This window comes from Bradyrhizobium sp. BR 1433 (genome assembly GCF_051547665.1).
GTDB lineage: Bacteria > Pseudomonadota > Alphaproteobacteria > Rhizobiales > Xanthobacteraceae > Bradyrhizobium > Bradyrhizobium australafricanum.
This window is the reverse complement of record NZ_JBPUGG010000001.1, coordinates 6,802,880-6,825,160: the sequence shown is the minus strand read 5'-3', so window position 1 is coordinate 6,825,160 and position 22,281 is coordinate 6,802,880. Positions and strand designations below refer to the sequence as shown.

Below are 22,281 nucleotides of genomic sequence, written 5' to 3'. Positions count from 1 at the left end.
CCTGCGTTTCTTGTTAGCCCCTCATCAGACTAGCGTCGTTGACCAGGATCGTGAAGAGACCTTGGCGGCCGACGCCGCGGTGAGGTCTCTCATCGCGCGCGCACCACATCGCTAAAATGCAATGCACAGCTTCACGTTGCCTATCAGCGGGAAATAGGCTATGGGAGCGCTCCGCAACTTCAACGCAGGAGGCGACGATGTTCAGGTCTGTGCGCTTCCCGGGTTCGCCGCGAGATATTTGACGTGCGTCCCGGGATCGGATCCCGGGTAAAATCGCAACACCCACCCGCAATCGAATTCTGCCGCGGGCCTTGGGCTCCGCGCTTGCGGAACTTTTGTCATGACCTCGACGCTTCAGGTGACCTCTCGTCGCGAGCCACACGCTCCGTGCTGCTCGAACATCAGCTGCGGAGGTATCATCCACACGTTCAGGGAAGGGTCCGCGCGCTGGCCATGCGGCACACGCGTCTTGCGGACCTTGCCGCGAGCTTTCCTGCGCTGTTGTTCGCGCTGGCGGTCCCGCGAGCCGGGATCGCTTCGGCGCGCGCACGCGCATGCGTCATCGACGGCCGCTCGCTCGCGGACGCCGCGGCCGCGGCGGGCATTCCGCTGTGGCTGCGCAGATTGCCGCCGGAAGCATTCACCGCTCCGATCACGGGACTGCCCGATGACGAGCTGTTTCGCCGGCAGATCGCGAACCACCTGCCGCCGTCACCGAAGCTCGCGCCGATCTGGCTGAAATCCGTCGCGGCGGTTGCCGAGCTCGCACATGGGCCGGCGGCGGTCTGGATCGCGCGCGAGCTGGTCCCAGCGCCGCCGCGCACCCGTGTTGCGCATCCGCCACCGCCGCTTCGTTGCTAATCGTCGGCAACAATCTGCTGGGCAAGGTTGTCGACCACCACAGGACTCTCGAAATAGGTCACCGTCGGATCGGCGCCATATTTCTCGCGGGCGCGGGCGCGCCACGCATCGGTGTACAGCGCTTCCGCCTCCACTCTCGAGTTCCAGAAATAGATACCGCCGGCCGTCATCCCGTCCTCGGACAGCAAATAGGTCTTTCGGAACAGCCCCTGAATGCCGCGATAGATCGGCGCGGTGCTCAGGAAGATGCTGCGGGCTTCCTCGCGCGTGATCGGCTTCGGCAGCTTGAACGTCGTGACAGCGGTAATCATCCGGATCTCCTCGGGTTCATTCTTGACATCATTGTCAATATTGACGATTATGTCAACAATGACCCGATGGAGTGGATCGAATGGTGGGCGTGCGTCAGTTCGACGAGGACGAGATGATCGCAACCGCGCTGAGACGTGTTCTGGCGCAAGGGCCTGCACGATGCGACCATGCAGGACCTCGCGGCCGCGACCGGCGTCCAGCGCGGCAGCCTCTACAACGCCTATGGCGACAAGGAAGCGATCTTCCTGCGCGCCTTCGATCAGTATGCCGCGCAATTCCTGGACGCGGCCGGCAGCGCGCTGGCGCAGGGCGATACCTCGGCGAGACTGAGGGACTTCTTTGACATGATCATCGTCAACATGACGAACGGCACGCCGCAGCGGGGCTGCCTGACGACGCGCACCGCGCTGGACGCTGCCATTTCGAGCGCGGATGTGCGTCAGCGCGTGCTGGACGTGCTCACCCGGCTCGAGCAACTGGTCGGCAAAGCCATCAGCGCGGCGCCGAACAGGCGCAGCACCGCCGATGCAAACCGGCTGGCGCGCGTCATCGTGACGTTCACGCGCGGGCTCGCCGTGATGGAGCGCGCCGGATACAGCCGCAAGCAGTTGAGGGAGTTGGCCACCACATTCATCGATGCCATGATTGGCGACGCCTGAGGCGGCGTCCTTGTCGCGGCGACGGCGTCATCGAATGGGAGAAACCAGCATGCAGGAACGGAACGGCGGCTGCCTCTGCGGCGCGGTGCGTTACACGCTCAAGAGCGAACCGCGGAGCATCGCGATATGTCATTGCACACATTGCCAGCGGCAAAGCGGCAGCCTGTTTTCATTCAACCTCGTGATCCGCGAAGCCGACTACCAGCAGTCGGGCGAGACGGTGGTGTTCGTCGACAAGGGCGACAGCGGCCATCCGGTCCATCGTCATTTCTGCGGGCACTGCGGGTCCCCGCTGCTGGCGAAGACCGCATTGATGCCCGGCAAGGTCGTGGTGAAAGCCGGTACGCTCGACAGCATGGAGGGATTGCAGCCGCAAGCCGAGATCTATACCGATCGCGCCGTCGCATGGCTCGCGCCGATCCCCGGCGCTGCGCGCTTTCCCCGGAACGTGTGACCGGATGCGCCGACCACGGGCGCAGCGGGAAACGATTCAGCCTGGCCAGGGTTGCCTCCGTTCCGATTGCATCGGAACGGAGGCTCTCGATTTCGCTTTGACGCGTTTTCCTCACGCGAACCGGTCTCCGCTTCGCGCGAAAACGCTCTGGTGATCATTGACCGGCCGGCAGTTCGGCGTAGTTGCCGTCCTTGTCACGGCGGTACACGACGTAGTCGATCAGGGTGATGTCACCCTTCGGCGTGTAGCTGATCTTGCCGAGCACGGTATCCCAGCTTCCGGCCTTGATGGCCGCCGCGACCTTCTTGGCGTCGGTGGTCTGGGCACGGGCCGCGGCCTGGCTCCAGATCTGGAACGCGGCATAGCTGTAGAGCGTGTAGCCGTCGGGATCGATGCCCTTGTCCTTGAACTTCTTCAAGGTCGCAGCCGCGGTCGCCTTCTTGCGCGGGTCGGGCGAGAAGGTGAACAGCGAGCCTTCGGCAAGCGGACCTGCGATCGCGGCGAACTGCTTGTCGACCAGGGCGTCGCCGCCCATCAGCACAGCATTGACGCCCTGCTCGCGCATCTGGCGCAGGATCAACGCAGCCTCGGCATAATAGCCGCCGACATAGATGAAATCGATCAACTCCTTCTTGAAGCGGGATACCAGAGCGGCAAAATCCTTGTCGCCCTTGGTATAGGCCTCATAGAGCTTTTCCTTCACGCCCGCGGCGTTGATGGCGTTCTTCGTTTCGTCGGCAAGGCCTTTGCCGTAGGTCGTCTTGTCGTGGATGATCGCGACGTTCTTGGTCTTGTAGTTCTTGATAATGTAGGCGGCCGCAACCGTGCCCTGCTGGTCATCCCGGCCGCAGACACGGAACGTGTTCCACAACCCGCGCTCGGTGAATTGCGGATTGGTCGAGCCCGGCGTGATCTGCAGCACATTGCCCTCTGCATAGGCGTCCGACGCAGGGATCGAGGTCGATGAGCAGAAATGCCCAACGACGAACGGAATCCTCGCGCCTGCCATCTTCTCGGCAACCGACACCGCCTGCTTCGGATCGCAGGCATCGTCGCCGACCTCCAGCTTCAGCTTCTTGCCAAGCACGCCACCCGCCGCATTGATATCGGCAATCGCGAGATCAGCACCGTTCTTGAACTGCTGGCCGAAGCTCGCCTCGGAGCCGGTCATCGGCCCGACCACGGCAACACTGATATCCTGTGCCATGGCGGCGCCGGACAAGGCCAGGCTCGCGCCGAGCGCAAGAAAATATCCTCGAAGTGCAAACTTCATCACATTCTCCTCGATGGTCTCAAGTCGCCTCAATGCATCGCAGTCGACGAATCCGCCGATTGCAACGATCACCGGGGGCTGCCTTTTAAGCGCGAGACGATCGGCAGGCTCGGACTGAGGCGACGGGGGATTGGACATATGCGACATCGGGCAACAATGTGAAACACGTTGTCGTGCATTGGCGTCTGAAATCGCCCGCGGCGGACGTGATTGGGCGGCGATGTTGTGTGCGCGACAGCACACAGGCTGGCGGAGAGCGCTGTTTGCGACGTCGCCCGAGATCGACCAGATGCCGGACGACGGCGCCGCGCAGCTCGGGCGTCGCGAGCTGGTAGCTGTCGTCAAGCTCCCTGATGTAGAGCGCCAGCAGACGCATCGCCTCGGTGTTCGCGGGCAACGACCGGTTCAGCATGTCCTCGGGATCGCGGACCAGCAGTGCCAGCGCCTTGCGCGGGAGCCTGAGACCGACGAAACGGCTCGGCGAGACCGGGACCACCATGTTGCCGACCTCCGCGCTCGACTCCAGCACGGCCTGCCCCGGGCCCAGCTCGATGTCGCGGCCGCGCTGCGACGCGCGGGCGTTGCCGCTCGTGATGATCGTCAGCACAAGGTCGTCATTGCCGTCGAGCAGCTCGCGCGGCCGTGCGATCTTGAGGTTGCTGCACGCCCAGGATCCGATCCCGAGCCCAGGCAGCTCGCGCACATTGGCTTCGGCATGGAACGCGCCGACGCTCAGTGGCTCCGGATCGAGCTTCACGATCATCCGCCCGATCTGCTCGCGAAAGATCGGCAAGCGGTCGCGCTCGCCGAAATCCGCGGTCGAGAACCGAAACCCGGCGATATCCGGCGACTGCATCGTCATCGGCCAATCCTCATGGCGGCGGAAGGTCGCCGGTGATATGGGGCCGATTTGTGGCAGCATGACACCGCTCGAGTGCACGGGACCGTGCTTACGCGTCGGCACTTCTGCTGCAGACAGGCGATGCTCGCCGGATCATCCTGACGCTATTGCCGGATCTGAAATCGCAACCGAGACCGAAATCGTGCTCGCTCGATATTGCCCGGTGTCGTCATCCCAAGCCGTTACGCGGATTATAATTGACTGACCGGACGGTCAATAGTAATCCAAGCGCACGTCACGCAACCTTCGGCCACCAGAAGCCGCAAACGGGAGGTCATCATGGTCAGCGATCTGGTGTTGACCGATATCCGCGCCGGATATCGCGTCGTGACGCTCAACGCCTTTCTCGAAAAGCGCGCGACGCGCTTTGTCGGACGAGCCAAAGCTTGAACGTTCGGATTGAACGTTCCGCCGTCAAGGCGAGACGCATCATTGATCACAAGTCAGAAGGTCCAATTGCGATGACACAGCCTCAATCCAGTGGTGCACGGACGGCGGACAACGTCATGAAACTCGACAGCTTCGTGCGCGGAAAATGGTCCGGCCCGGGCGAGCCGGCAGCCGAGATTCACAGTGCCGTCACCGGCGATGTGGTGGCGGTCACGACCAGGAGCGATCTCGACATGCGCGAGATCCTCGCCTATGGCCGCGCGATCGGCGGCAAACATCTCAGAAAGCTGACGTTCCATCAGCGCGCGGGCCTACTGAAGGCGCTGGCCGACTATCTGACCCAGCACAAGGACCGGCTCTACAAACTGTCATTCCATGCAGGCGCAACCCGCACCGACGCAATGATCGACGTCGACGGCGGCATCGGCACGTTGTTCGCCTATGCCGGCAAGGGCCGCCGCGAGCTCCCGAACAGCAAATTCCTGCTCGATGGCAACGTCGAAGGGCTCTCCAAGGCTGGCGCATTCGCCGGTCAGCATATCGTGACGCCGCTGCACGGCGTCGCAGTCCACATCAACGCATTCAACTTCCCGTGCTGGGGCATGCTGGAGAAGCTGGCGCCGGCGCTGCTGGCCGGCGTGCCCGTCGTGACCAAGCCCGCGACGGTCACCTCCTATGTCGCCCACGAGCTGGTTCGGATCATCACCGAATCCGGCGCGCTGCCCGAAGGCGTGCTGCAATTCATCGTCGGATCGACCGGCGACTTGTTCGACCATCTGACCTGCCAAGACGTCGTGTCCTTCACAGGCTCGGCCGACACATCGCAAAAACTGCAGCGGCATCCGGTCATCGCGCGCGAGGCGGTCAGGTTCATCGCCGAACGGGATTCGCTGAACGCCGCAATCCTCGCTCCGGACGCCGTGCCGGGAAGTCCGGAGTTCGACCTCTTCGTCAAGGAAGTGGCGAAGGAGATGACGGTCAAGGCCGGCCAGAAATGCACCGCGATCCGTCGCGCGCTGGTGCCGTCGGCACAGCTCGATGCCGTGATCACGGCGCTGCGCGACCGTCTGGCCAAGGTCACGATCGGCAATCCCGAAAACGACAAGGTCAGGATGGGGCCGCTTGTCGGGCTCGGCCAGCGCAGCGATGTGCTTGCCCATGTCGCGAAGCTTCGCGCCGAAGCCGAACTGGTGGCCGGCGATCCCGGCAACTTCGCGCTGCTCGATGCCGATGCGAAGCGCGGCGCCTTCGTTCCGCCGCTGCTGCTGCATTGCGCCAAGCCGCTCGCCGCATCCGCAGTCCACGCGATCGAGGCGTTCGGCCCTGTCAGCACCGCGATGGGTTACGACGGTCTGGAGCAAGCGATCGCGCTGACCAATCGCGGCGGCGGCAGCCTCGTCGCATCCATCTACACGCACGACATCCCGGCTGCGACCGAACTGGCATTTGGCATCGGCAGTTTTCACGGCCGCGTCGCGATCATCGACCGCGACTGCGCGAGCGAGCACACCGGACACGGTTCGCCGATGCCGCAGATGGTTCACGGCGGCCCCGGCCGGGCCGGCGGCGGCGAGGAACTGGGCGGCGTCCGCAGCCTCCAGCACTACATGCAGCGCACCGCATTGCAGGGATCGCCGGCGATGCTGAGCGGCATCACCAGCCGCTGGTTCAAGGGCAGCCCGATGCTCGAAGGCGACCTGCATCCGTTCCGCTATCACTATGACGATCTCGAGATCGGCCGCACGCTGGTCTCGAAGTCGCGGCAGATCACGCTCGACGACATCGAGCACTTCGCGCATTTCACGGGCGACACCTTCTACGCCCATATGGACGAGGAAGCGACCAAGGGGCATCCGTTCTTCCCGGGCCGCGTCGCGCATGGCTATCTGCTGCTGTCGTTTGCGGCCGGCCTGTTCGTCGATCCCGACTACGGGCCGGTGCTGGCGAATTACGGCCTCGAACTCGCTGCGCTTCGTCAAACCCGTCCAGCCCGGCGAACAGATCCAGGTGCGGCTGACCGCGAAGGAGAAGATGCCGCGCAACAAGCAATATGGCGAGGTACGCTGGGACGTCGAGATCACGACCGGCACCGGCGAAACCGCGGCGACCTACGAGCTGCTGACCATGAACGCGATGCGGGGTTAAGAGGCGCGTCAGAGCAACTCGGCCTGTCGGCCGCGGCCGGCCGATTTCGCCCTGCCGCGCGGCCGGGTGGCGCCGGCCGCGGCATCGTCGGCGCCGGCCAGCACGAGCTGCGCGACGAAACCGGCATATTCGGCGCGGGTCATCGGCCCGCCCTCGCGAAACCACATGTAATGCCAGTTCAGCATGCCGAAGACGCTCATCGTCAGCGGCTTGAGCAGGCGCTTGTGCTTCGCCGCCGGCACGGCGGCGGCGAGTGCGTCCGACATGATCCCGACCAGGATCCGCTCGCTTGCGAGCAGCGGCTGCTGCTTGTCCTTCGGCAACAGCTTGAGACTTGAGATCTGGACCTGATGTTCGGCGTCGGCATGCCGGTAGAGCTCGAGCAGGGTCGCAACGATCGTCCTGAAGCGCGCGACCGGATCGCCGGCCTGTGCGCTCGCCTTGCGGACCGCCGCCACCAGCTTCGCGAGGTGCGACGACAGGATATCGAACAGGATCGCTTCCTTGTCGGGATAATAGTGATAGAGCAGCGCCTTCGAAACCCCGCAGGCATCGGCGATGGTGTTCATCGACGTGCCGACATATCCCGATGCGGCAAACAGCTCGGCCGAGCGATGCAGCATCGAGAGGCGCTTGTCGTCATAGTCCTTGGCGCGCGATCGGGCCATGTCTTGTCCGTTTCACCAGGCGGCCGTTCGGCCATCGTCCAGAGATGTCAGTCAATAGTCGCAAGGTTCCGGGACCACAGCCCCGCCTCCGAACCGCTATTTATTGACCATCCGGTCGGACAATTCCATAAGCCCGGCGATCGGGCAACATTGCCCGGAATGAATTTTCCTGGCGCCGCGTCGCGAGAGCATCTCTCTGCTGCAAATCGCCTCGCCATGCGCGTCTGATTGCAAAGTTCGCGGCGCCGCCGAGTTTCGCGCGCGTCCCGAACAGGAGCGTGTTATCGTTCATCGAACGGCTCGGAATGCGAAGGAGGCTCTGGGTGCGGACATCCTCTTGGCTCCACGTCCTTCGTCGCGCGGCCCGTCGGCTGAAGAGATGGCAGCGGCGGCTGGCCCGCGCCGCCAACCCCGACGGCAAGGACATGTACGAACTCTTTCTGTTTGGTCCTCACGGCTGATCGCTCGTTGGCGCGACGCATGCCCAGTCGAGACCGCAGCAGATGTGATCCATCGCCACGCCGACGTCAGTCTGCCCACGCCGCACATGTCGTGCGGCAGGATCACGCACAGAGCGATAGCATGACAGCGCCCGCTCTACCGGTTCGCGCCGACGAGGAACGGCGGCTCGCATCCTTCGCGCGCGTCTAGAGCCCCGTTCCGATGGAATCGGAACGGGGCTCTAGATTCTAGTTTTTGACGCGCTTTCCTGCCGCGAACCGGCGTCCACTTCGCTCGGGAAAGCTCTAGCTGCCGAAGCCGGCCGGAATGAACGCCGGCAGCTTCTCCTCGATGAAGTGCTTGACCTCGGGTGAATTGAAGACCTGGATGAAGGCCTTCAGGCGCGGATCGTCCTTCTTGTCCGGCCGCGCGGTAAAGCGCAGCACGAGACCGTCATCGACCGTGCGGTCGATCACCAGCGCCGATTTTGGATCACCGCCGGCCGGTATCAGATAGGTGATGTTGACGAGCGCAAGCGTGACGTCATCGAGCGACCGGTAGGTCTGCGCCGGATCGAGCTCGACGATCTTCAGGTTCTTGGGATTTTCGATGATATCAAACCGATTGACCGAAAAACCCTTGCCCGGCGCCAGCTTGATCAGTCCGGCGCGTTCGAGCAGGATCAAGCCACGCGCGCCGTTGAGCGGCTCGTTCGGGATCGCAACGCTGTCGCCGGACTTGATCTCCTCGAGCGACTTGATCTTCTTCGAGAACAGCCCGACGGGCGCGATCACGCCGACCTTGTCGACCTGGACCAGGTCGAAGCCGCGCTGCTTGTTCTGGATCGCGAGATAGGTGGCGTGCTGGAACAAGTTGGCGTCGACGTCGCCGCTGTTCACCACCTCGTTCAACGCGACCCAGTCCGACAGCTCGACGATCTTGACGTCCTGCCCCTTATCCTTGGCGAGCTTGGCGGCAAAGCCAGCCAGCTGACCGACCGGGCCGGCGCTGGTCGCGATCTTGAGAGGTTCGTCCGCAACGGCGGCCGCAGTCATGGCAAGCAGCACGCCAGCCGCCTGCGCCAGGCGCAACAATGTCTTCATGGTCTCGGTTTCAACTCCGTCTTCAGGGATCGATCAGGCCGCCTTGCGGCCGCTGCTTCCCGCCTCAGCCTCGGCCAATGCCTGGGTGAGGTCGGCGAGGATGTCGTCGGGATGTTCGATGCCGACCGAAAGCCTGATGTAGCCGGGCGTCACGCCTGCCGCGAGCTGTTCCGCGGCGCTCAGCTGCTGATGGGTGGTCGACGCCGGGTGGATCGCCAGCGAGCGCGCATCGCCGATATTGGCGACGTGATAGAACAGTTTCAGCGCATCGATGAAACGACGGCCGGTCTCGACGCCCCCCTTCAGCTCGAAGCCGACCAGCCCGCCATAGCCGCCCTTCAGATAGAGATCGGCGCGGCGCCGGTCCTCCCCGCTCTGCAGTCCGGGGAAGATCACGTCCGAAACGGCGGGATGTCGTGCCAGGAAATTCGCGACCTTGATCGCGTTCTCGTTGTGCTGACGCAGCCGCAGGGGCAAGGTCTCGAGTCCCTGGATGAACTGAAATGCGTTCTGGGGAGCGACCGCGGCACCGAGATCGCGCAGCAGCTTCACGCGTGCGCGCAGGATGTAGGCGATCGGACCCAGCGGCTTGGCTGCCTCGGTCCAGATCGCGCCGTGATAGGCATCGTCCGGCTGCGTCAGCAGCGGGAAGCGCTCGGCGTGCGCCGCCCAGTCGAAATTGCCGCCATCGATGATCGCTCCGCCAATCGACGTGCCGTGGCCGCCGATATACTTTGTCGCGGAATAGACGACGATCGCTGCGCCGTGCTCGAACGGGCGCGCAATGAGCGGGACGGCGGTGTTGTCGAGAATCAGCGGCACGCCGAGCGAACGGCCGATATCCGCGACTTCCCTGATCGGGAAGACGTTGAGCTTGGGGTTCGGCAGCGTCTCGGCGAAATAGGCCCGGGTCTTCGCATCGGTCGCCCGGCGGAAGTTTTCCGGATCGGCCGGATCGACGAAGCGAACCTCGATGCCGAACTGCTTCAGCGTCTGCGACAGCAGCGTCCAGGTGCCGCCGTACAGATCGGTCGATGAGACGATATTGTCGCCGGCTTGCGCGATGTTGAAGATCGCGTAGGCCGTCGCCGACTGGCCTGACGCCACGGCCAGCGCGCCAACGCCGCCTTCCAGCGCGGCCAGGCGCTCCTCGAACGCGTCAGCCGTCGGATTCTTGATCCTGGTGTAGATCTGTCCGATCGCCTCCAGGGCGAACAGCCGCGATGCGTGATCGGTATTCTCGAATTGAAAGGACGTCGTTTGGTAGATCGGAACGGCGACGGCGCCGGTCGCCGGGTCGTACCGGTACGATCCGCCATGCAAGGCGAGCGTCTCGACATTCTTGGTTTCGATCGGCATCTCGAAATTCTCCTGAAATCCGTGGACTCAGCATCAAAAGGCAAAGAATGATGCGCAGCAGCGTCCGCGACTGTCGAGACATCGGAGAAAATAGCGATGAGCGTGCTGGCGGCGCGTCTGATGGCGTCGCTAATTTTTCAGCCGCGGCGCCTGTCGCGTAACATTTGTTTCACTGCTCCGCCGGTTTGAACGGCTCAGTGGAGCTGATGAGTCATCTGCCGATCGCGCCTGCAAATCAGTACGCAATGTCGTGCATACCGTCATTTCGAACAGCACGACGACGTCGAACAAACGAATCTCTGCTGCGCCGGATCGAAGACAAAGCACGATTTTGATCCTGTCTTTCCATATAGAAAATAAAGCCGCGCAGCTGACGTGATAAATCACCTCTCAGTCCTCAATTAGCGAAATTGCGCAATGACCAGACCAAAGGAACTTCGCTTCAACGCGTTCAACATGATGGCGCCGAGCCACAACTGGGCCGGTCTCTGGTCGCATCCGCGCGACACTTCACTCAACTACAACTCGCTCGAATATTGGGTCGACTACGCCAGAACCGCCGAACGCGGCCTGCTCGACGGCATCTTCCTCGCCGACGTCTTTGGTATCTATGACGTCTACGGCAGCAGTCCTGACACTGCGCTGCGTCACGCCGTTCAATTGCCGAACGCCGAGCCGACCCTGCTCGTCTCCGCCATGGCTTACGCAACGAAGCATCTCGGCTTCGGCATCACATCCAACCTCACCTACGAGCATCCCTACCAGTTCGCCCGCCGCTTCTCGACGCTCGATCATCTCACTCGCGGGCGGATCGGCTGGAACATCGTCACCGGCTATCTCGACAGCGGCGCCCGCGGAATGGGCCTTGAGGCCAACCGCGCGCATGATGAACGCTACGAGGCGGCCGAGGAGTTTCTCATTGCGAGCTATAAGCTATGGGAAGGCAGCTGGGAGGACGGCGCGGTTCGCCGTGACCGGACAGCGCGCGTGTTCACGGATCCGGCAAGGATCCACAATGTGCGGCACCAGGGACTTCATTACCAGGTCGACGGCATCCACCTCGCCGAACCCTCGCCACAACGCACACCGTTGCTGTATCAGGCGGGAACCTCGAAGCGCGGCCGCGCCTTCGCGGCGAAACACGCGGAGGCGATCTTCCTCAACGGCCAGACCAGGCCCATTCTGGCCCGTGCCGTACGCGAGATCAGGGAAGCGGCTAAGGCGTTCGGACGAGATCTCTATGATATCCGCCTGTTCGCCGGCGCGACCGTGATCGTTGCCCCGACGCGCGCGGAGGCCAACGATCTGCTCGAGGAGTACGCAGGGTATGTCGATCAAGCCGGCCAGCTGGCTCTGCTCTCGGGCTGGACCGGCATCGACTTCTCGAACTATCGTCCCGATCAGGCGGTACAATATGTCGAGAGCAACGCGATCCAGTCGATGGTCGAGAATTTCACGTTGCGGAGCGAGCGGCCGGTCAAGGTCGGTGATCTCGCGACGCTGAGCCGGATCGGCGCACGCTCGCCATTCGTGGTCGGCTCACCCCAGGACGTGGCCGATGAGCTGATCGCCTGGGCCGACGAAACCGACGTCGACGGCTTCAACCTGTTCCGCCTCGTCGCGCCGGAATCACTGACGTCATTCGTCGACCTCGTCGTGCCGGAATTGCAGTCACGCGGAGTCTACAAGACAGCCTATCGCGAAGGCACGCTCCGCGAGAAGCTGTTCCCCGGACGCGGACCCTATCTTGACGCCACGCATCCCGGCGCCGGCTTCCGCCGCGCCTCGACGGCAGCGCGCACCGAAGCCGCCGAATAGATCGGCCTGGAAACCTCCTGGCGATGGGCGATCAACGCCCGTCACCAGGTTGCGATGTAGGTGCCCTTGAAGCGTTTCTCGAGGAATGCCTTGACCTCCTCGGAATGGTAGGCATCGACCAACTGCTTGACCCAGGGCTTGTCCTTGTCCGCCTCGCGCACGGCAACGATGTTGACCCACGGGCCATCGGCCGCCTCGCGGGCAATTGCATCGGTGGCGGGATCGAGCCCGGCCTGAACCGCATAATTGTTGTTGATCGAGACCAGATCGACATCTTGCAGGGAACGCGGCAACTGCGCGGCATCAAGCTCGACGAAGCGCAGATGCTTCGGATTGTCAGTGATGTCGGCAATGGTCGACGCGACGTTGTTGGGGTCCTTGAGCTTGATCACGCCGTGCAGCGCAAGGATCATCAGGCCGCGCGCGCCATTGGAAGGATCGTTGGCGATCGCCACCCGCCCGCCATCCGGAAGATCGGCCAGCTTCTTGTATTTCAACGAGTAGACGCCCTGCGGCGACGCAATCGTGTTGGCGACCTTGACGATCTTCCAGCCGGTCTTCGATATCTGGTTCTTCAAATAAGGTTCGTGCTGGAACGAATTGGCCTCGAGATCCCCGAGCGCGAGCGCCTGGTTCGGGATCACATAGTCGGTGAATTCGACCACCTTGATATCGATCCCGCGGCCGGCCGCCACCTTCTTGACGACTTCAAGGATCTCCGCGTGGGGTCCGGCGGTGACGCCGACCCGGATGGTCCCGGCCCTGGCGGTGCCGATCAAAAATGCTACGGCGGCAACCGCCGTCATCAAGATGCGCATGGCTCTTCCTCAACAGTCAGGTCGGCGACTACCAGCTCGGCAACACCGCGCCCTTGAACTTGGTGAGCACAAATTCCTTGATCTCAGGCGTGTGGTAACTATCGACCAGGATCTTGACCCACGGCTTGTCCTTGTCGGCGGAGCGAACCGCAATCAGATTGACATATGGCCCTTTCGGATCCTCGCGCAGGATCGGATCCTTGACCGGATCAAGACCGGCCTGTGTCGCATAGTTGGTGTTGATGACCGCCGCATCGACATCGTCGAGCGCCCGGGGCGCCTGGGCTGCGTCGACCTCGACGAATTTCAGGTTTTTGGGATTGTCGGCGATGTCGATAACGGTCGGCTTGAAGCCGACGTCGCTCTTCAGCTTGATTGCGCCCTTGTCGCGCAGCAGAAGCAGCGCCCGGCCGCCATTGGTCGGATCATTGGGAATTGAGACCTTGGCTCCGTCAGGAACGTCGGCCCAGTTCTTGTGCTTGCGCGAATAGACGCCGATCGGAAAATTGACCGTCAGTCCCACCTGCTCGATCTTGTAGCCGCGATCGGCTTTCTGGTTGTCCAGATAAGGCTGGTTCTGAAACGAGTTGGCCTGGATGTCGCCGGCGTCGAGCGCCGCGTTCGGAACGACATAGTCGGAGAACTCGATAAGCTGAAGCTCGAGCCCGCTCTTCGCCGCGATCGGTTTCACGGCCTCAAGGATTTGTGCATGCGGCCCGGGCGTCACGCCGATCTTGATCGTTTCTGCCGCGGCGGCGGTCGACCAGATCGCAACAGCGCCTGCAAGAGCGAAAATGGATCGAAGCAACATCTTGGTCTCCATGGAACTGAACTCGCTATCAAGCTCATCGCTCGCGCCGGGGACGAAATCAATGAAATGAGAATCCAAATTTTTCCCGATGACGAGTCGCCGCTGCTGTGGCCGCGATGAAAAGAGAATGGAGCCGGCCGGGCATCTTGGCGCAGCGAGCGACTTATCTGCCGATGCCGGCGGCAACGCGTAGGCCAAAAATACTTTTCTCGCTGACTTCGCTTGCAGAGAAAATTGCACGCGTTCGGACGGCTTCTCCGCGATTGCCTCCGGCGCACCGATTGCACACAAATGGCAACAGATCGAACCGGCTAAGGACAACTTGCCATGCCCATCTTTGCCCGCCCCATCCCGCAAGCGCAGGCCGCATCATCGGCGACTGCGATGTCGCGCCGTCTTGCTGTCGCCGCCATCGGGCTGCTTGCGATGACCTCGCTCGTTCGGCCTGCGGCCGCCGAGGAAATCCGGATCGGCTACCAGAAATCGTCGACGCTGACCGCTATCCTGAAGACCAACGGCGCGCTGGAGAAGGCGTTGGCGCCGCTCGGCATCACCGTGTCGTGGCACGAGTTCACCAGCGGCCTGCCGCTGCTCGAGGCCATCAATGTCGGCAGCATCGATTTCGGAGCCGACGTCGCCGACACCGTGCCGATCTTCGCCCAGGCCGCCGGCGCCAAGCTCGCTTACGTCGCCGAGGAAGCCGCTTCTCCATCGGCGCAGGCGATCCTGGTGCCCAAGGATTCCGCAATCAAAGCGCCGGCCGATCTCAAGGGCAAGAAGGTCGCGGTCACCAAGGGCGCGGGCAGCCACTTCCTGCTGCTGGCGGTACTTGCCAAGGCCGGACTGTCCTTCAAGGACATCACGCCGGCCTATCTGACGCCGGCCGATGGCCGCGCGGCATTCGTCAGCGGCAATGTCGACGCCTGGGTCGCCTGGGATCCGTTCCTCAGCAGCGCGCAACGCCAGTCCAGCGCGCGCATCCTGGCCGACGGCAGCGGCGGGCTCGCCAACTACAAGCGTTACTATCTTGCCTCGGCCGCGTTCGCCGAAAAGCGGGCCGATGCACTGAATGTCATCTTTGCCAGGTTGGTGGAAACCGGCACCTGGATCAAAGCCAATCCGAACGAGGCCGCGGCGCTGCTCGCCGGCCTGTGGGGCATCGACGCCGCCACGGTGGAGGAGGCCAACAGCCATCGCTCCTACAAGGTCGGCGTGGTCACCGCGGCCGGCCTTTCCGAGCAGCAGAAGATCGCCGATACCTTCACGGCGGAAGGTCTGTTGCCACGCAAGGTCGATACCGGCGACGTCATGATCTGGGCACCGAAGGGATCGTGACGCCACCGCACCTTTAGCGATGACGCAGGCGGCGGTTGACGCGGCGCGCCAGATAGTCGCCGGCGGTCTGCACGGTCTGAACCAGCGCGATCAAAACGACGACGACCGCCAGCATCATTTCGGGCATGAAGCGCTGATAGCCATAGCGAATGCCGAGGTCGCCGAGGCCGCCGCCTCCGACGGCCCCGACCATTGCGGAGTAGCCGAGCAGGCTGACCACCGCGAGTGTCAAGGCCAGCACCAGGCCCGGCAACGCCTCCGGGATCAAGACCTTGAACACGATCTGCAACGGGCTTGCACCGAACGAGGACGCCGTCTCGATCAGACCGGCATCGACCTCGCGGATCGCCGCCTCGACCAGACGGGCAATGAACGGCGTGGCCGCGATGGTGAGCGGCACGATTGCCGCGCCCGATCCGATCGAGGTGCCGGCAATCAGCCGCGTGAAAGGAATGATCGCAACCACCAGGATGATGAACGGCGTCGAGCGGGCCGCATTGACGATGACGCCGAGCACGCCATTGGCTGGCGGCGCGGCGAACAGCTCCCCTTTCCGGCTGGTCGCCAGGAAGACGCCAAGCGGAAGGCCCAGCGCGGTCGCAACCAGCGCAGCCACCGAGACCATGAAAAGGCTCTCGCCCGTGGCCTGAACGATCAGGTTGATGAGTTCACGCGACATAGCCGAGACGCTCCACCAGAATGTCATGCTGAGAAAGATAGGCCAGGGCCTGCCTGGCCGTGGCTTCACCGCCGGGAATGCCAAGGATTAGCGAGCCCACGTGCTGGCCGCCGATCTCATCGATTCGGGCCGATAGCAGCGCCACGTCATGGGACAGTTCGCGCGAAAGCCGCGCCACCACGGTGTCGCCGGCTTCAGTACCGCGCACCTGCACGCGAAGGACCGTCTGCCCGCCGGCAACCGGCTGTGGCGAAAGGCGGCTCGCCAGCGAGACCGGAACACTGTCCCCGATCACCTCGGAAAGGAACGCCTGCGTGACCGGATGCTGGGGATGCGTGAAGATTTCCGCGACATGGCCGCGTTCGACGACCTGGCCGCCGTCGATCACCGCGACTTCCTTGGCGAGTTGGCGGACCACCGACATCTCGTGGGTGATCAACACGATCGTGACCCCGAGTTCACGATTGATGTTGGCCAGCAGGTCCAGAATCGCGCGCGTGGTCTGCGGATCGAGCGCCGACGTCGCCTCGTCGGACAGCAGCACATTCGGCCGAGTCGCCAGCGCGCGGGCGATGCCGATGCGCTGCTTCTGGCCGCCGGACAATTCCGAGGGATAACGATCGTATTTGTCGGCAATGCCGACGAGCTCGAGCAGCTCGGCTACACGGACGGCGATGTCGGCCCTGGACCAGCCGGCGATCTCGAGCGGCAAGGCGATATTGTCCGCCGCCGTCCGCGACGACAGCAAGTTGAAGTGCTGGAAGATCATGCCGATCGAGCGCTGCGCCAGGCGCAGCTCGCGACCGGCAAGCGCCGAGATCTCGCTGTTATCGACGACGACGCGGCCGCTCGACGGCTTCTCAAGCCCGTTGATGAGGCGGACGAGGCTCGATTTGCCGGCGCCGGAGCGGCCGATCACGCCGGTGATCGAGCCGCGCGGGATCGCGAAGTCGATCGCCTGCAAGGCATGCACGCTCGGCTTGCCGCGATAGGCCGGATAGACCTTCGAGACCGCCTCGAAGCGGATCATGGCTTCGCTCGCGTTGGAAGCGAGCGGAATCGACGGCAGCGGCGCAACATGCTGCGCCGTCGTCAGGGATTGATGTACATTCATTCAGTCGGTCCAATTGGGAAATGGCTTCGGTCGCCGGGCACAGCCCGGGCTCAATGACCAAAGAGCAGATAGCTGCGGTCGATGCCGCGGAGATCGCGCGTCTCGTCGGTCCAGCCGACCGCGCGGCGGTAGCTGCCCAACGCGGCAGTCTGCCGCAACGCGACCACGTCGGTCGGGCGAGGCTCCTCCACATAAGGCGACACGTAAAGCGCGTCCTCGGGACAATACAGTTCGCAGAGGAAACAGGTCTGGCAATCGCCCTGACGGGCGATCACCGGAATCCCCTCCGTCTTGTCGAAGACATTGGTGGGGCAGACATTCACGCAGATGTCGCAGGACGTGCAGCGCTCGGCGTCGATCACCTCGATCATTCCGCGGCCTCTGCATAGCTGGCCTCGGCATGCGGCCGCACCGTGGTCCAGACCTCGTCCAAACCGCCGCTCGTCACGTAATGGCGTTGGCGGTCGTCTTGATCGGGATAGTCGTCGCGGCGATGCATGCCGCGGCTTTCGTTCCGCGCCAGCGCGCTGCGGTACATCCAGCGCGACGTCGCCAGCATGGCCGCGCTCTCGCGGGCGCGCAGCAGATCGTCCTTGCTCGCCGCATCGGCCGATGATGCATTGACCCACGCCGCATCCAGCCGCTCGAGGGCGCCTTCGAGACGCGAGGCATGCCGGAAGTAGTTCAGCTCAAACGGATAGACCTCGTCCTGGACCGCCTTTGTCAGCGTGGCGGGCTCAAACGCGCGACCCGCCTTGCTTCGGAACGCGACGGTACCGGCGGACGCCAGTCGTCGTTGACGTGCCGGGCCCAGCTGCCTTGCATAGCCGGCAGCGCCCCATCCGGCCCAGGTCCCCGATGACATCGCCCAGGCGGCATTGTGGCTGCCGCCGCCGGTGAAGCCGCCGCAGATCAATTCGCGCGTCGCTGCATCACCGGCGGCATAGAGTCCCGGCACGCTGGTGGCGCAGCTATCGTCGACAATGCGAAGGCCGCCGGTGCCGCGCACGGTGCCTTCGAGCCGCAAGGTGACGGGGAAACGCTCCCTGAAGGGATCGATGCCGGTGCGATCGAACGGCAGGAAGAAATTCGGCTGCGATGCGCGCATGTGACGCTGCACGTCGTCGTCGGCCTTGTCGAGGCGGGCATAGACCGGTCCCTGAAGCAGCGCGCGCGCAATCGCCGATCGCCCGCCCTTGGATGCCGCACCGGGAACGACGCTGCCGTCCTCGTAGCTGAAGGTCGCCCAGCCATAAAACAGCGTCTTGGTCACGGAGCCGAACGCCGGCGAGATCGCATAGGGATTCGAGAATTCCATGCTGCTGAATTCGGCCCCGACCTCCGCGGCCATCAGATAACCGTCTCCGGTCAGCACATTCGATCCCAGCGTCTTGCTCAGGAACGCGCAGCCCCCGGTCGCGATGACGACGGCCTTGGCGCGCACGATCCAGCGATCGTGCTTCTGGCGGCGCACCCCGCTGGCTCCCGCAACCGAGCCGTCGTCATCCACCAGCAGTTCGAGCGCCGGACTGTGATCGAGAATGGTGACGCCGGCCTGCTTGGTGCGCTTGCGCATCAGGCGCATGTATTCCGGCCCCTGCAGCGAGTTGCGCTGCGACGTGCCGCTGTCGTCGACCGGGTAAGGGTAACCCCAGGCGGCCAGACGATTGCTGTCCTCGTAGGTCTGGTCGAGCACGCGCGCCATCCAGCGGCGATCCTGCAGATGCCCGCCCATCTTTTCGCGATTGGCCATCGCGGCCTCGCGCAGCGCCGGCTTGGGATCAACATACCAAACGCCGGTGCCGGCAGCCGCGGTGGCACCCGACGTGCCGCAAAATCCCTTGTCGGCGAGCACGACGCGCGCGCCGCGCTCCGCGGCGCTCACCGCGGCCCACGTGCCCGCCGGTCCGCCGCCGATCACCAGCACGTCAACGTCGAATTCGACCGAGCCGCCTGGCGCGGTTCGCTGTTCGGCGCGTCGCTCGTGGACTGTCATGGTTCAGTTTCTCCGGGCGGCACCGATTGCTTGCAACGCGCCGCAACAGCATCGTTACGCGCGCAGTCTGCTCTGGCAATTTCAGATATTTGCGCAGATTTGGACGAAGCTTCCCCTGCCGCGGCACGTGGCAGAATATTCGTGCGGCGGCGGAGAGGACGTTCCGTTCATCGCAGAAGATCGACACCGGATTTATCCGCAGATCGCGCAGCGGAGACGGATATTTCTTTTTGCATGCACGCGCCGGCCGTTCGTTTTCATGCGGCCAGACAGGCGATACTCCGTGAGTCGTCTCACCTCAATGCGTGGCAGCCATGTCCGATCGTCAGCTTCACCTCAATGTCAACCTGCTGCACTCCGGCGTCTATGCGTCGGCGTGGCGGCTGCCCGAAAGCGATCCTCGCGCCTGCTTCGACGTCGGCCATTATGTGCGCGTGGCTGAGATCGCCGAGCGCGGCAAGCTCGATGCGATCTTCCTTGCCGACACACCGGCGATCACCGACCGCATCGACTACCGCTCCTTCATGTCGATGGAACCGACGATCGTGCTGGCGTCGGTGGCCACGGCGACCAGCCATATCGGGCTGATCGCGACCGCCTCGACCACCTACAACGAGCCGTACAACATCGCGCGCCGCTTCGCGACCCTGGATCTCGCGAGCGGCGGCCGCGCCGGCTGGAATGCGGTGACCACGGCCGACGCGTCGGCCAGCCGCAATTTCGGCCTCAGCAACGTGCTGGAGCACAAGGCCCGCTACGAGCGCGCCAAAGAGTTCGCCGAGGTCGTCCATGCGCTGTGGGACAGTTGGGAGGACGACGCCTTTGTCGGTGACAAGTCCTCGGCGCGATTTGTCGATACGTCGAAGGTTCATCCGGTCGCGCATCGTGGCGCCCATTACGCTGTGGCCGGTCCGCTCAACGTGCCGCGTTCGCCGCAGGGCCGCCCGGTCACCGTGCAGGCCGGCGGCTCGCACGACGGCCGTGATCTCGCTGCCGCGCAGGCCGAAGCCGTGTTCACGCTGGCGCAGACGATCGAGGAAGGCGTCGCCTATGCGCGCGATCTGCGCGCCCGCGCCGCGACCTACGGCCGCGCCGGCGACTCCATCGTCATCCTGCCGGGCCTTGCCACAGTGATCGGCAGCACCGAAGCCGAGGCGAGACGGCGGCAGGATGAGCTGTGGGAGCTGGTTCCGATCGAGTACAGCCTGGCGCGTCTCGCGGGCACATTGCAGGTCGATCCTGCGATCCTAGAGCTCGACAAGCCGCTGCCCGATCCACTGCCGCTGCCGGCCAACGCCAACCACACCATGTTCCAGGGCACGGTGAACCTTGCGCGCCGCGGCAACCTCACCGTCCGGCAATTGTTGCGGGCACTCGGCGGCGGGGTCGGACACCGGATCATCGTCGGCACGCCCGAGCAGATCGCCAACGACATCGAAACCTGGTTCAAGGCCGGCGCGGCCGACGGATTCGATCTGATGCCGGACGTGCTGCCGACCGGGCTCGAGGTCTTCGTCGACAACGTGGTGCCGATCCTGCAACGCCGCGGTCTGTTCCGAACTGATTACGCCGGCACCACGTTGCGTGAGCATTTTGGCCTGCCTCGGCCGATCAGCCGCTTTGCGCGTCAGACGGAAGCCGCCGCAACCGCGTGACGCAGTTACCGCGAGCTCGCCAGCAGTGGTGGGGTGTCATTCGCAGCAGATGACGCTGCGCGGACGCGCGGGATGATCTCCTTCGCAAAGCGCTCCATCTCGGCCTCGAAAGGCTGGAACTGCAGCATGAACAACTCGATGCCTGCGGCATGGAACGCCCCGACTCGGGCGGCCACGTCATCATAGCTGCCGACCAGCCCGGCAGCGGTGCCGCCGTTGCTGCCGATCCGCTCCGACTTCTGCATGGTCTGCATCATCACGACCTTCGGGTCGGTGTTCTGTCGCTGGATCACCTTTATCGAGGCGTCCTTCCGCGACAGCTCAAGCAGCCGCTCATAGGCGGCCTGGGCCTCGGCCTGCGTCTGGCGCGCGATGACGAAGGCGGACAGCCCGAAGCGAAGCGGCACCGACGTCCGCGGCCGCGCCGCCACGTCGGCAATGAGGCCCGCGACATCCTCGAGCGGCTGACCATTGATGAACCAGACGTCGCCGTGGTCGGCGACCAAAGCGCGCGCCGGCTCGGATTCGCCGCCGACATAGATCAATGGTCGCGGTCGGTAGAGGCTCGTCGGCCGCAACAGATAATCGCGGACGTCGAAATGCTCGCCCTTGTAGGTCAACCGCTCGCCCTGCATCAGGCGCGAGACGATCGTGATCCACTCGCGGCCATAGGCGTAACGGGCATCGTGCTCGGCAAAGCCGATGCCGGCCTTGTCGAGTTCGGGCCGGTTCCAGGCATTGACCAGGTTGATCGCGAAGCGTCCGCGGCTGATGTTCTCGATCCCGAGCGCGAGCTTGGCGAGAACCACCGGATGATAGAGGTAGGGCTTGATGGCCGCGATGATCTCGATCCGGCTGGTCAATGCCGCAACGGCCGCCGCCGCGCTCCAGGCCTCGAGCTGATCGAAATCCTCCCGATGCGGATTGATGGTGTGCTGCGCGATCAGCGTGGAATCGTAGCCCAGTGCCTCGGCGGCAAGCACGAGGTCGCGATTGCGCTCCCACGATGCGTCATACGGCTCCTCCGGATCCTGATAGGCCGCGCGCGAACCATGGACCAGCGCCCAGATGCCAAAGCGAAGCGGTCGTGTCGACATGCCGTCTCTCCGATTTCCCTGACGTTACGTCGGCGTGTTTTCAAAGAAGCACGGCGACAGATCAAGCAGCGGCGCATCAAAAGATTTTCCTTGCCGCGCCGCGCGCGCCGATAAACCAGAAAACTCCGGACGCAGCGACAATTGGAATACGGCTCTATTTCTGTTCGAGAAAATTCGTGGGACAGTTTGCGCGACATGAACAACGCCTTCTTTCGTGCGGCGACGCGCCGTTCATCGAGAGAACGGCGAACCATGCCGCGCGCGATCAATGATGCTCGCGCGCAATGTTAGACGAGGACAGAACAGACTTGAGCAACCTCGAACAGGCTGCGTCATCGATCGCGTTTGATTCAACGCCGCGCAGCGTTCAAACGGCATCGCCGTCCCGGAAG

General features: G+C 63.7%; 20 protein-coding genes and 1 pseudogene. 7 read left to right on the top strand and 14 right to left on the bottom strand.

The annotated features are described in order from the left end of the window. Nucleotides 1–453: 453 nt before the first annotated feature. Nucleotides 454–861 carry a hypothetical protein gene (locus ACSKB9_RS32825; protein WP_438078348.1) on the top strand — a complete coding sequence of 136 codons (408 nt, stop codon included), beginning with the start codon at nt 454–456 and terminating at the stop codon, nt 859–861. On the opposite strand, the gene ACSKB9_RS32820 is transcribed toward ACSKB9_RS32825, so the two are convergent. Beyond that, entirely contained in the window at nt 858–1,172 is a 315-nt protein-coding gene (locus tag ACSKB9_RS32820; protein WP_438078346.1) for a monooxygenase, read from the bottom strand. The two genes, ACSKB9_RS32825 and ACSKB9_RS32820, sit on opposite strands and share 4 nt — an antisense overlap. A gap of 135 nt (nt 1,173–1,307) precedes the next feature. On the opposite strand from ACSKB9_RS32820, the gene ACSKB9_RS32815 reads away from it, so the two are divergent. Then, nucleotides 1,308–1,832, top strand: coding sequence for a TetR/AcrR family transcriptional regulator (locus ACSKB9_RS32815; protein WP_438078344.1), 525 nt, complete (start codon nt 1,308–1,310; stop codon nt 1,830–1,832). A gap of 49 nt (nt 1,833–1,881) precedes the next feature. Further along, nucleotides 1,882–2,286: a GFA family protein gene (locus ACSKB9_RS32810; protein WP_438078342.1), complete on the top strand. Its 405-nt coding sequence runs from the start codon at nt 1,882–1,884 to the stop codon at nt 2,284–2,286. A gap of 154 nt (nt 2,287–2,440) precedes the next feature. On the opposite strand, the gene ACSKB9_RS32805 is transcribed toward ACSKB9_RS32810, so the two are convergent. Together ACSKB9_RS32805 and ACSKB9_RS32800 are read right to left on the bottom strand one after the other, a co-directional pair. Next, nucleotides 2,441–3,559 (bottom strand): branched-chain amino acid ABC transporter substrate-binding protein, encoded by a 1,119-nt coding sequence (locus ACSKB9_RS32805; protein WP_438078340.1) that lies wholly within the window; start codon nt 3,557–3,559, stop codon nt 2,441–2,443. Between the two features lie 85 nt (nt 3,560–3,644). Continuing rightward, nucleotides 3,645–4,481, bottom strand: a complete 837-nt coding sequence (locus tag ACSKB9_RS32800) for a cupin domain-containing protein (protein ID WP_438078338.1) — start codon at nt 4,479–4,481, stop codon at nt 3,645–3,647. A 485-nt stretch (nt 4,482–4,966) separates the two neighbouring features. On the opposite strand from ACSKB9_RS32800, the pseudogene paaZ reads away from it, so the two are divergent. Beyond that, nucleotides 4,967–6,995, top strand: a pseudogene (paaZ, locus tag ACSKB9_RS32795) (phenylacetic acid degradation bifunctional protein PaaZ). Nucleotides 6,996–7,003: 8 nt separating this feature from the next. Here paaZ and ACSKB9_RS32790 read toward each other — a convergent pair. The 4 genes from ACSKB9_RS32790 to ACSKB9_RS32775 all read right to left on the bottom strand — a co-directional run bounded on the left by ACSKB9_RS32790 (nt 7,004) and on the right by ACSKB9_RS32775 (nt 10,953). Further along, nucleotides 7,004–7,564: a TetR family transcriptional regulator gene (locus ACSKB9_RS32790; protein WP_438080503.1), complete on the bottom strand. Its 561-nt coding sequence runs from the start codon at nt 7,562–7,564 to the stop codon at nt 7,004–7,006. 845 nt (nt 7,565–8,409) lie between these two features. Further along, nucleotides 8,410–9,207: a MetQ/NlpA family ABC transporter substrate-binding protein gene (locus ACSKB9_RS32785; RefSeq protein WP_253589216.1), complete on the bottom strand. Its 798-nt coding sequence runs from the start codon at nt 9,205–9,207 to the stop codon at nt 8,410–8,412. A gap of 33 nt (nt 9,208–9,240) precedes the next feature. After that, the gene (locus ACSKB9_RS32780; protein ID WP_438078336.1) at nt 9,241–10,566 is read right to left on the bottom strand and encodes an O-acetylhomoserine aminocarboxypropyltransferase/cysteine synthase family protein; all 1,326 of its coding nucleotides are present in this window, start codon (nt 10,564–10,566) and stop codon (nt 9,241–9,243) included. A gap of 129 nt (nt 10,567–10,695) precedes the next feature. Next, the gene (locus ACSKB9_RS32775) at nt 10,696–10,953 is read right to left on the bottom strand and encodes a hypothetical protein (RefSeq protein WP_438078334.1); all 258 of its coding nucleotides are present in this window, start codon (nt 10,951–10,953) and stop codon (nt 10,696–10,698) included. 30 nt (nt 10,954–10,983) lie between these two features. On the opposite strand from ACSKB9_RS32775, the gene ACSKB9_RS32770 reads away from it, so the two are divergent. Beyond that, a complete protein-coding gene (locus ACSKB9_RS32770) occupies nt 10,984–12,384 on the top strand; it encodes an LLM class flavin-dependent oxidoreductase (protein WP_438078332.1) in 1,401 nt (466 codons plus the stop codon). Between the two features lie 41 nt (nt 12,385–12,425). On the opposite strand, the gene ACSKB9_RS32765 is transcribed toward ACSKB9_RS32770, so the two are convergent. Together ACSKB9_RS32765 and ACSKB9_RS32760 are read right to left on the bottom strand one after the other, a co-directional pair. Next, on the bottom strand, nt 12,426–13,202 hold the full coding sequence (locus ACSKB9_RS32765) for a MetQ/NlpA family ABC transporter substrate-binding protein (RefSeq protein WP_438078330.1): 777 nt from the start codon (nt 13,200–13,202) through the stop codon (nt 12,426–12,428). Between the two features lie 28 nt (nt 13,203–13,230). Further along, on the bottom strand, nt 13,231–14,025 hold the full coding sequence (locus ACSKB9_RS32760) for a MetQ/NlpA family ABC transporter substrate-binding protein (RefSeq protein ID WP_438078328.1): 795 nt from the start codon (nt 14,023–14,025) through the stop codon (nt 13,231–13,233). Between the two features lie 315 nt (nt 14,026–14,340). Here ACSKB9_RS32760 and ACSKB9_RS32755 point away from each other — a divergent pair, with 315 nt between their 5' ends. Beyond that, nucleotides 14,341–15,348 carry an aliphatic sulfonate ABC transporter substrate-binding protein gene (locus ACSKB9_RS32755; protein WP_438078326.1) on the top strand — a complete coding sequence of 336 codons (1,008 nt, stop codon included), beginning with the start codon at nt 14,341–14,343 and terminating at the stop codon, nt 15,346–15,348. Between the two features lie 13 nt (nt 15,349–15,361). On the opposite strand, the gene ACSKB9_RS32750 is transcribed toward ACSKB9_RS32755, so the two are convergent. The 4 genes from ACSKB9_RS32750 to ACSKB9_RS32735 are packed head-to-tail and all read right to left on the bottom strand — an operon-like array spanning nt 15,362 to nt 19,137. Next, nucleotides 15,362–16,027 (bottom strand): methionine ABC transporter permease, encoded by a 666-nt coding sequence (locus ACSKB9_RS32750; RefSeq protein WP_141340380.1) that lies wholly within the window; start codon nt 16,025–16,027, stop codon nt 15,362–15,364. After that, entirely contained in the window at nt 16,017–17,141 is a 1,125-nt protein-coding gene (locus ACSKB9_RS32745; RefSeq protein WP_076826954.1) for a methionine ABC transporter ATP-binding protein, read from the bottom strand. The genes ACSKB9_RS32750 and ACSKB9_RS32745 overlap by 11 nt, the downstream gene beginning before the upstream one ends. 50 nt (nt 17,142–17,191) lie before the next feature. After that, entirely contained in the window at nt 17,192–17,512 is a 321-nt protein-coding gene (locus ACSKB9_RS32740; protein WP_438078324.1) for a 4Fe-4S binding protein, read from the bottom strand. Continuing rightward, on the bottom strand, nt 17,509–19,137 hold the full coding sequence (locus ACSKB9_RS32735; RefSeq protein ID WP_438078322.1) for an FAD-dependent oxidoreductase: 1,629 nt from the start codon (nt 19,135–19,137) through the stop codon (nt 17,509–17,511). Before ACSKB9_RS32735 ends, ACSKB9_RS32740 begins: the two co-directional genes overlap by 4 nt. Before the next feature lie 314 nt (nt 19,138–19,451). Between ACSKB9_RS32735 and ACSKB9_RS32730 the strand changes: the two genes are divergently transcribed. Then, entirely contained in the window at nt 19,452–20,792 is a 1,341-nt protein-coding gene (locus ACSKB9_RS32730) for an LLM class flavin-dependent oxidoreductase (RefSeq protein WP_438078320.1), read from the top strand. A 5-nt stretch (nt 20,793–20,797) separates the two neighbouring features. Here the strand turns inward: ACSKB9_RS32730 and ACSKB9_RS32725 are convergent, their stop codons facing one another. Continuing rightward, nucleotides 20,798–21,889 carry an LLM class flavin-dependent oxidoreductase gene (locus tag ACSKB9_RS32725; RefSeq protein WP_253638788.1) on the bottom strand — a complete coding sequence of 364 codons (1,092 nt, stop codon included), beginning with the start codon at nt 21,887–21,889 and terminating at the stop codon, nt 20,798–20,800. Nucleotides 21,890–22,281: the final 392 nt, after the last annotated feature.

Excerpts from the sequence above, each read along its gene's own strand:
- ACSKB9_RS32740 (WP_438078324.1), bottom strand. The coding sequence starts at position 17,512 with ATGATCGAGGTGATCGACGCCGAGCGCTGCACGTCCTGCGACATCTGC.
- ACSKB9_RS32755 (WP_438078326.1), top strand. The coding sequence starts at position 14,341 with ATGCCCATCTTTGCCCGCCCCATCCCGCAAGCGCAGGCCGCATCATCG.
- ACSKB9_RS32790 (WP_438080503.1), bottom strand. The coding sequence starts at position 7,564 with ATGAACACCATCGCCGATGCCTGCGGGGTTTCGAAGGCGCTGCTCTAT.
- ACSKB9_RS32765 (WP_438078330.1), bottom strand. The coding sequence starts at position 13,202 with ATGCGCATCTTGATGACGGCGGTTGCCGCCGTAGCATTTTTGATCGGC.
- ACSKB9_RS32825 (WP_438078348.1), top strand. The coding sequence starts at position 454 with ATGCGGCACACGCGTCTTGCGGACCTTGCCGCGAGCTTTCCTGCGCTG.
- ACSKB9_RS32725 (WP_253638788.1), bottom strand. The coding sequence starts at position 21,889 with ATGTCGACACGACCGCTTCGCTTTGGCATCTGGGCGCTGGTCCATGGT.
- ACSKB9_RS32770 (WP_438078332.1), top strand. The coding sequence starts at position 10,984 with ATGACCAGACCAAAGGAACTTCGCTTCAACGCGTTCAACATGATGGCG.
- ACSKB9_RS32745 (WP_076826954.1), bottom strand. The coding sequence starts at position 17,141 with ATGAATGTACATCAATCCCTGACGACGGCGCAGCATGTTGCGCCGCTG.
- ACSKB9_RS32735 (WP_438078322.1), bottom strand. The coding sequence starts at position 19,137 with ATGACAGTCCACGAGCGACGCGCCGAACAGCGAACCGCGCCAGGCGGC.
- ACSKB9_RS32750 (WP_141340380.1), bottom strand. The coding sequence starts at position 16,027 with ATGTCGCGTGAACTCATCAACCTGATCGTTCAGGCCACGGGCGAGAGC.
- ACSKB9_RS32810 (WP_438078342.1), top strand. The coding sequence starts at position 1,882 with ATGCAGGAACGGAACGGCGGCTGCCTCTGCGGCGCGGTGCGTTACACG.
- ACSKB9_RS32820 (WP_438078346.1), bottom strand. The coding sequence starts at position 1,172 with ATGATTACCGCTGTCACGACGTTCAAGCTGCCGAAGCCGATCACGCGC.
- ACSKB9_RS32730 (WP_438078320.1), top strand. The coding sequence starts at position 19,452 with ATGTCCGATCGTCAGCTTCACCTCAATGTCAACCTGCTGCACTCCGGC.
- ACSKB9_RS32805 (WP_438078340.1), bottom strand. The coding sequence starts at position 3,559 with ATGAAGTTTGCACTTCGAGGATATTTTCTTGCGCTCGGCGCGAGCCTG.
- ACSKB9_RS32760 (WP_438078328.1), bottom strand. The coding sequence starts at position 14,025 with ATGGAGACCAAGATGTTGCTTCGATCCATTTTCGCTCTTGCAGGCGCT.
- ACSKB9_RS32785 (WP_253589216.1), bottom strand. The coding sequence starts at position 9,207 with ATGAAGACATTGTTGCGCCTGGCGCAGGCGGCTGGCGTGCTGCTTGCC.
- ACSKB9_RS32780 (WP_438078336.1), bottom strand. The coding sequence starts at position 10,566 with ATGCCGATCGAAACCAAGAATGTCGAGACGCTCGCCTTGCATGGCGGA.
- ACSKB9_RS32800 (WP_438078338.1), bottom strand. The coding sequence starts at position 4,481 with ATGCTGCCACAAATCGGCCCCATATCACCGGCGACCTTCCGCCGCCAT.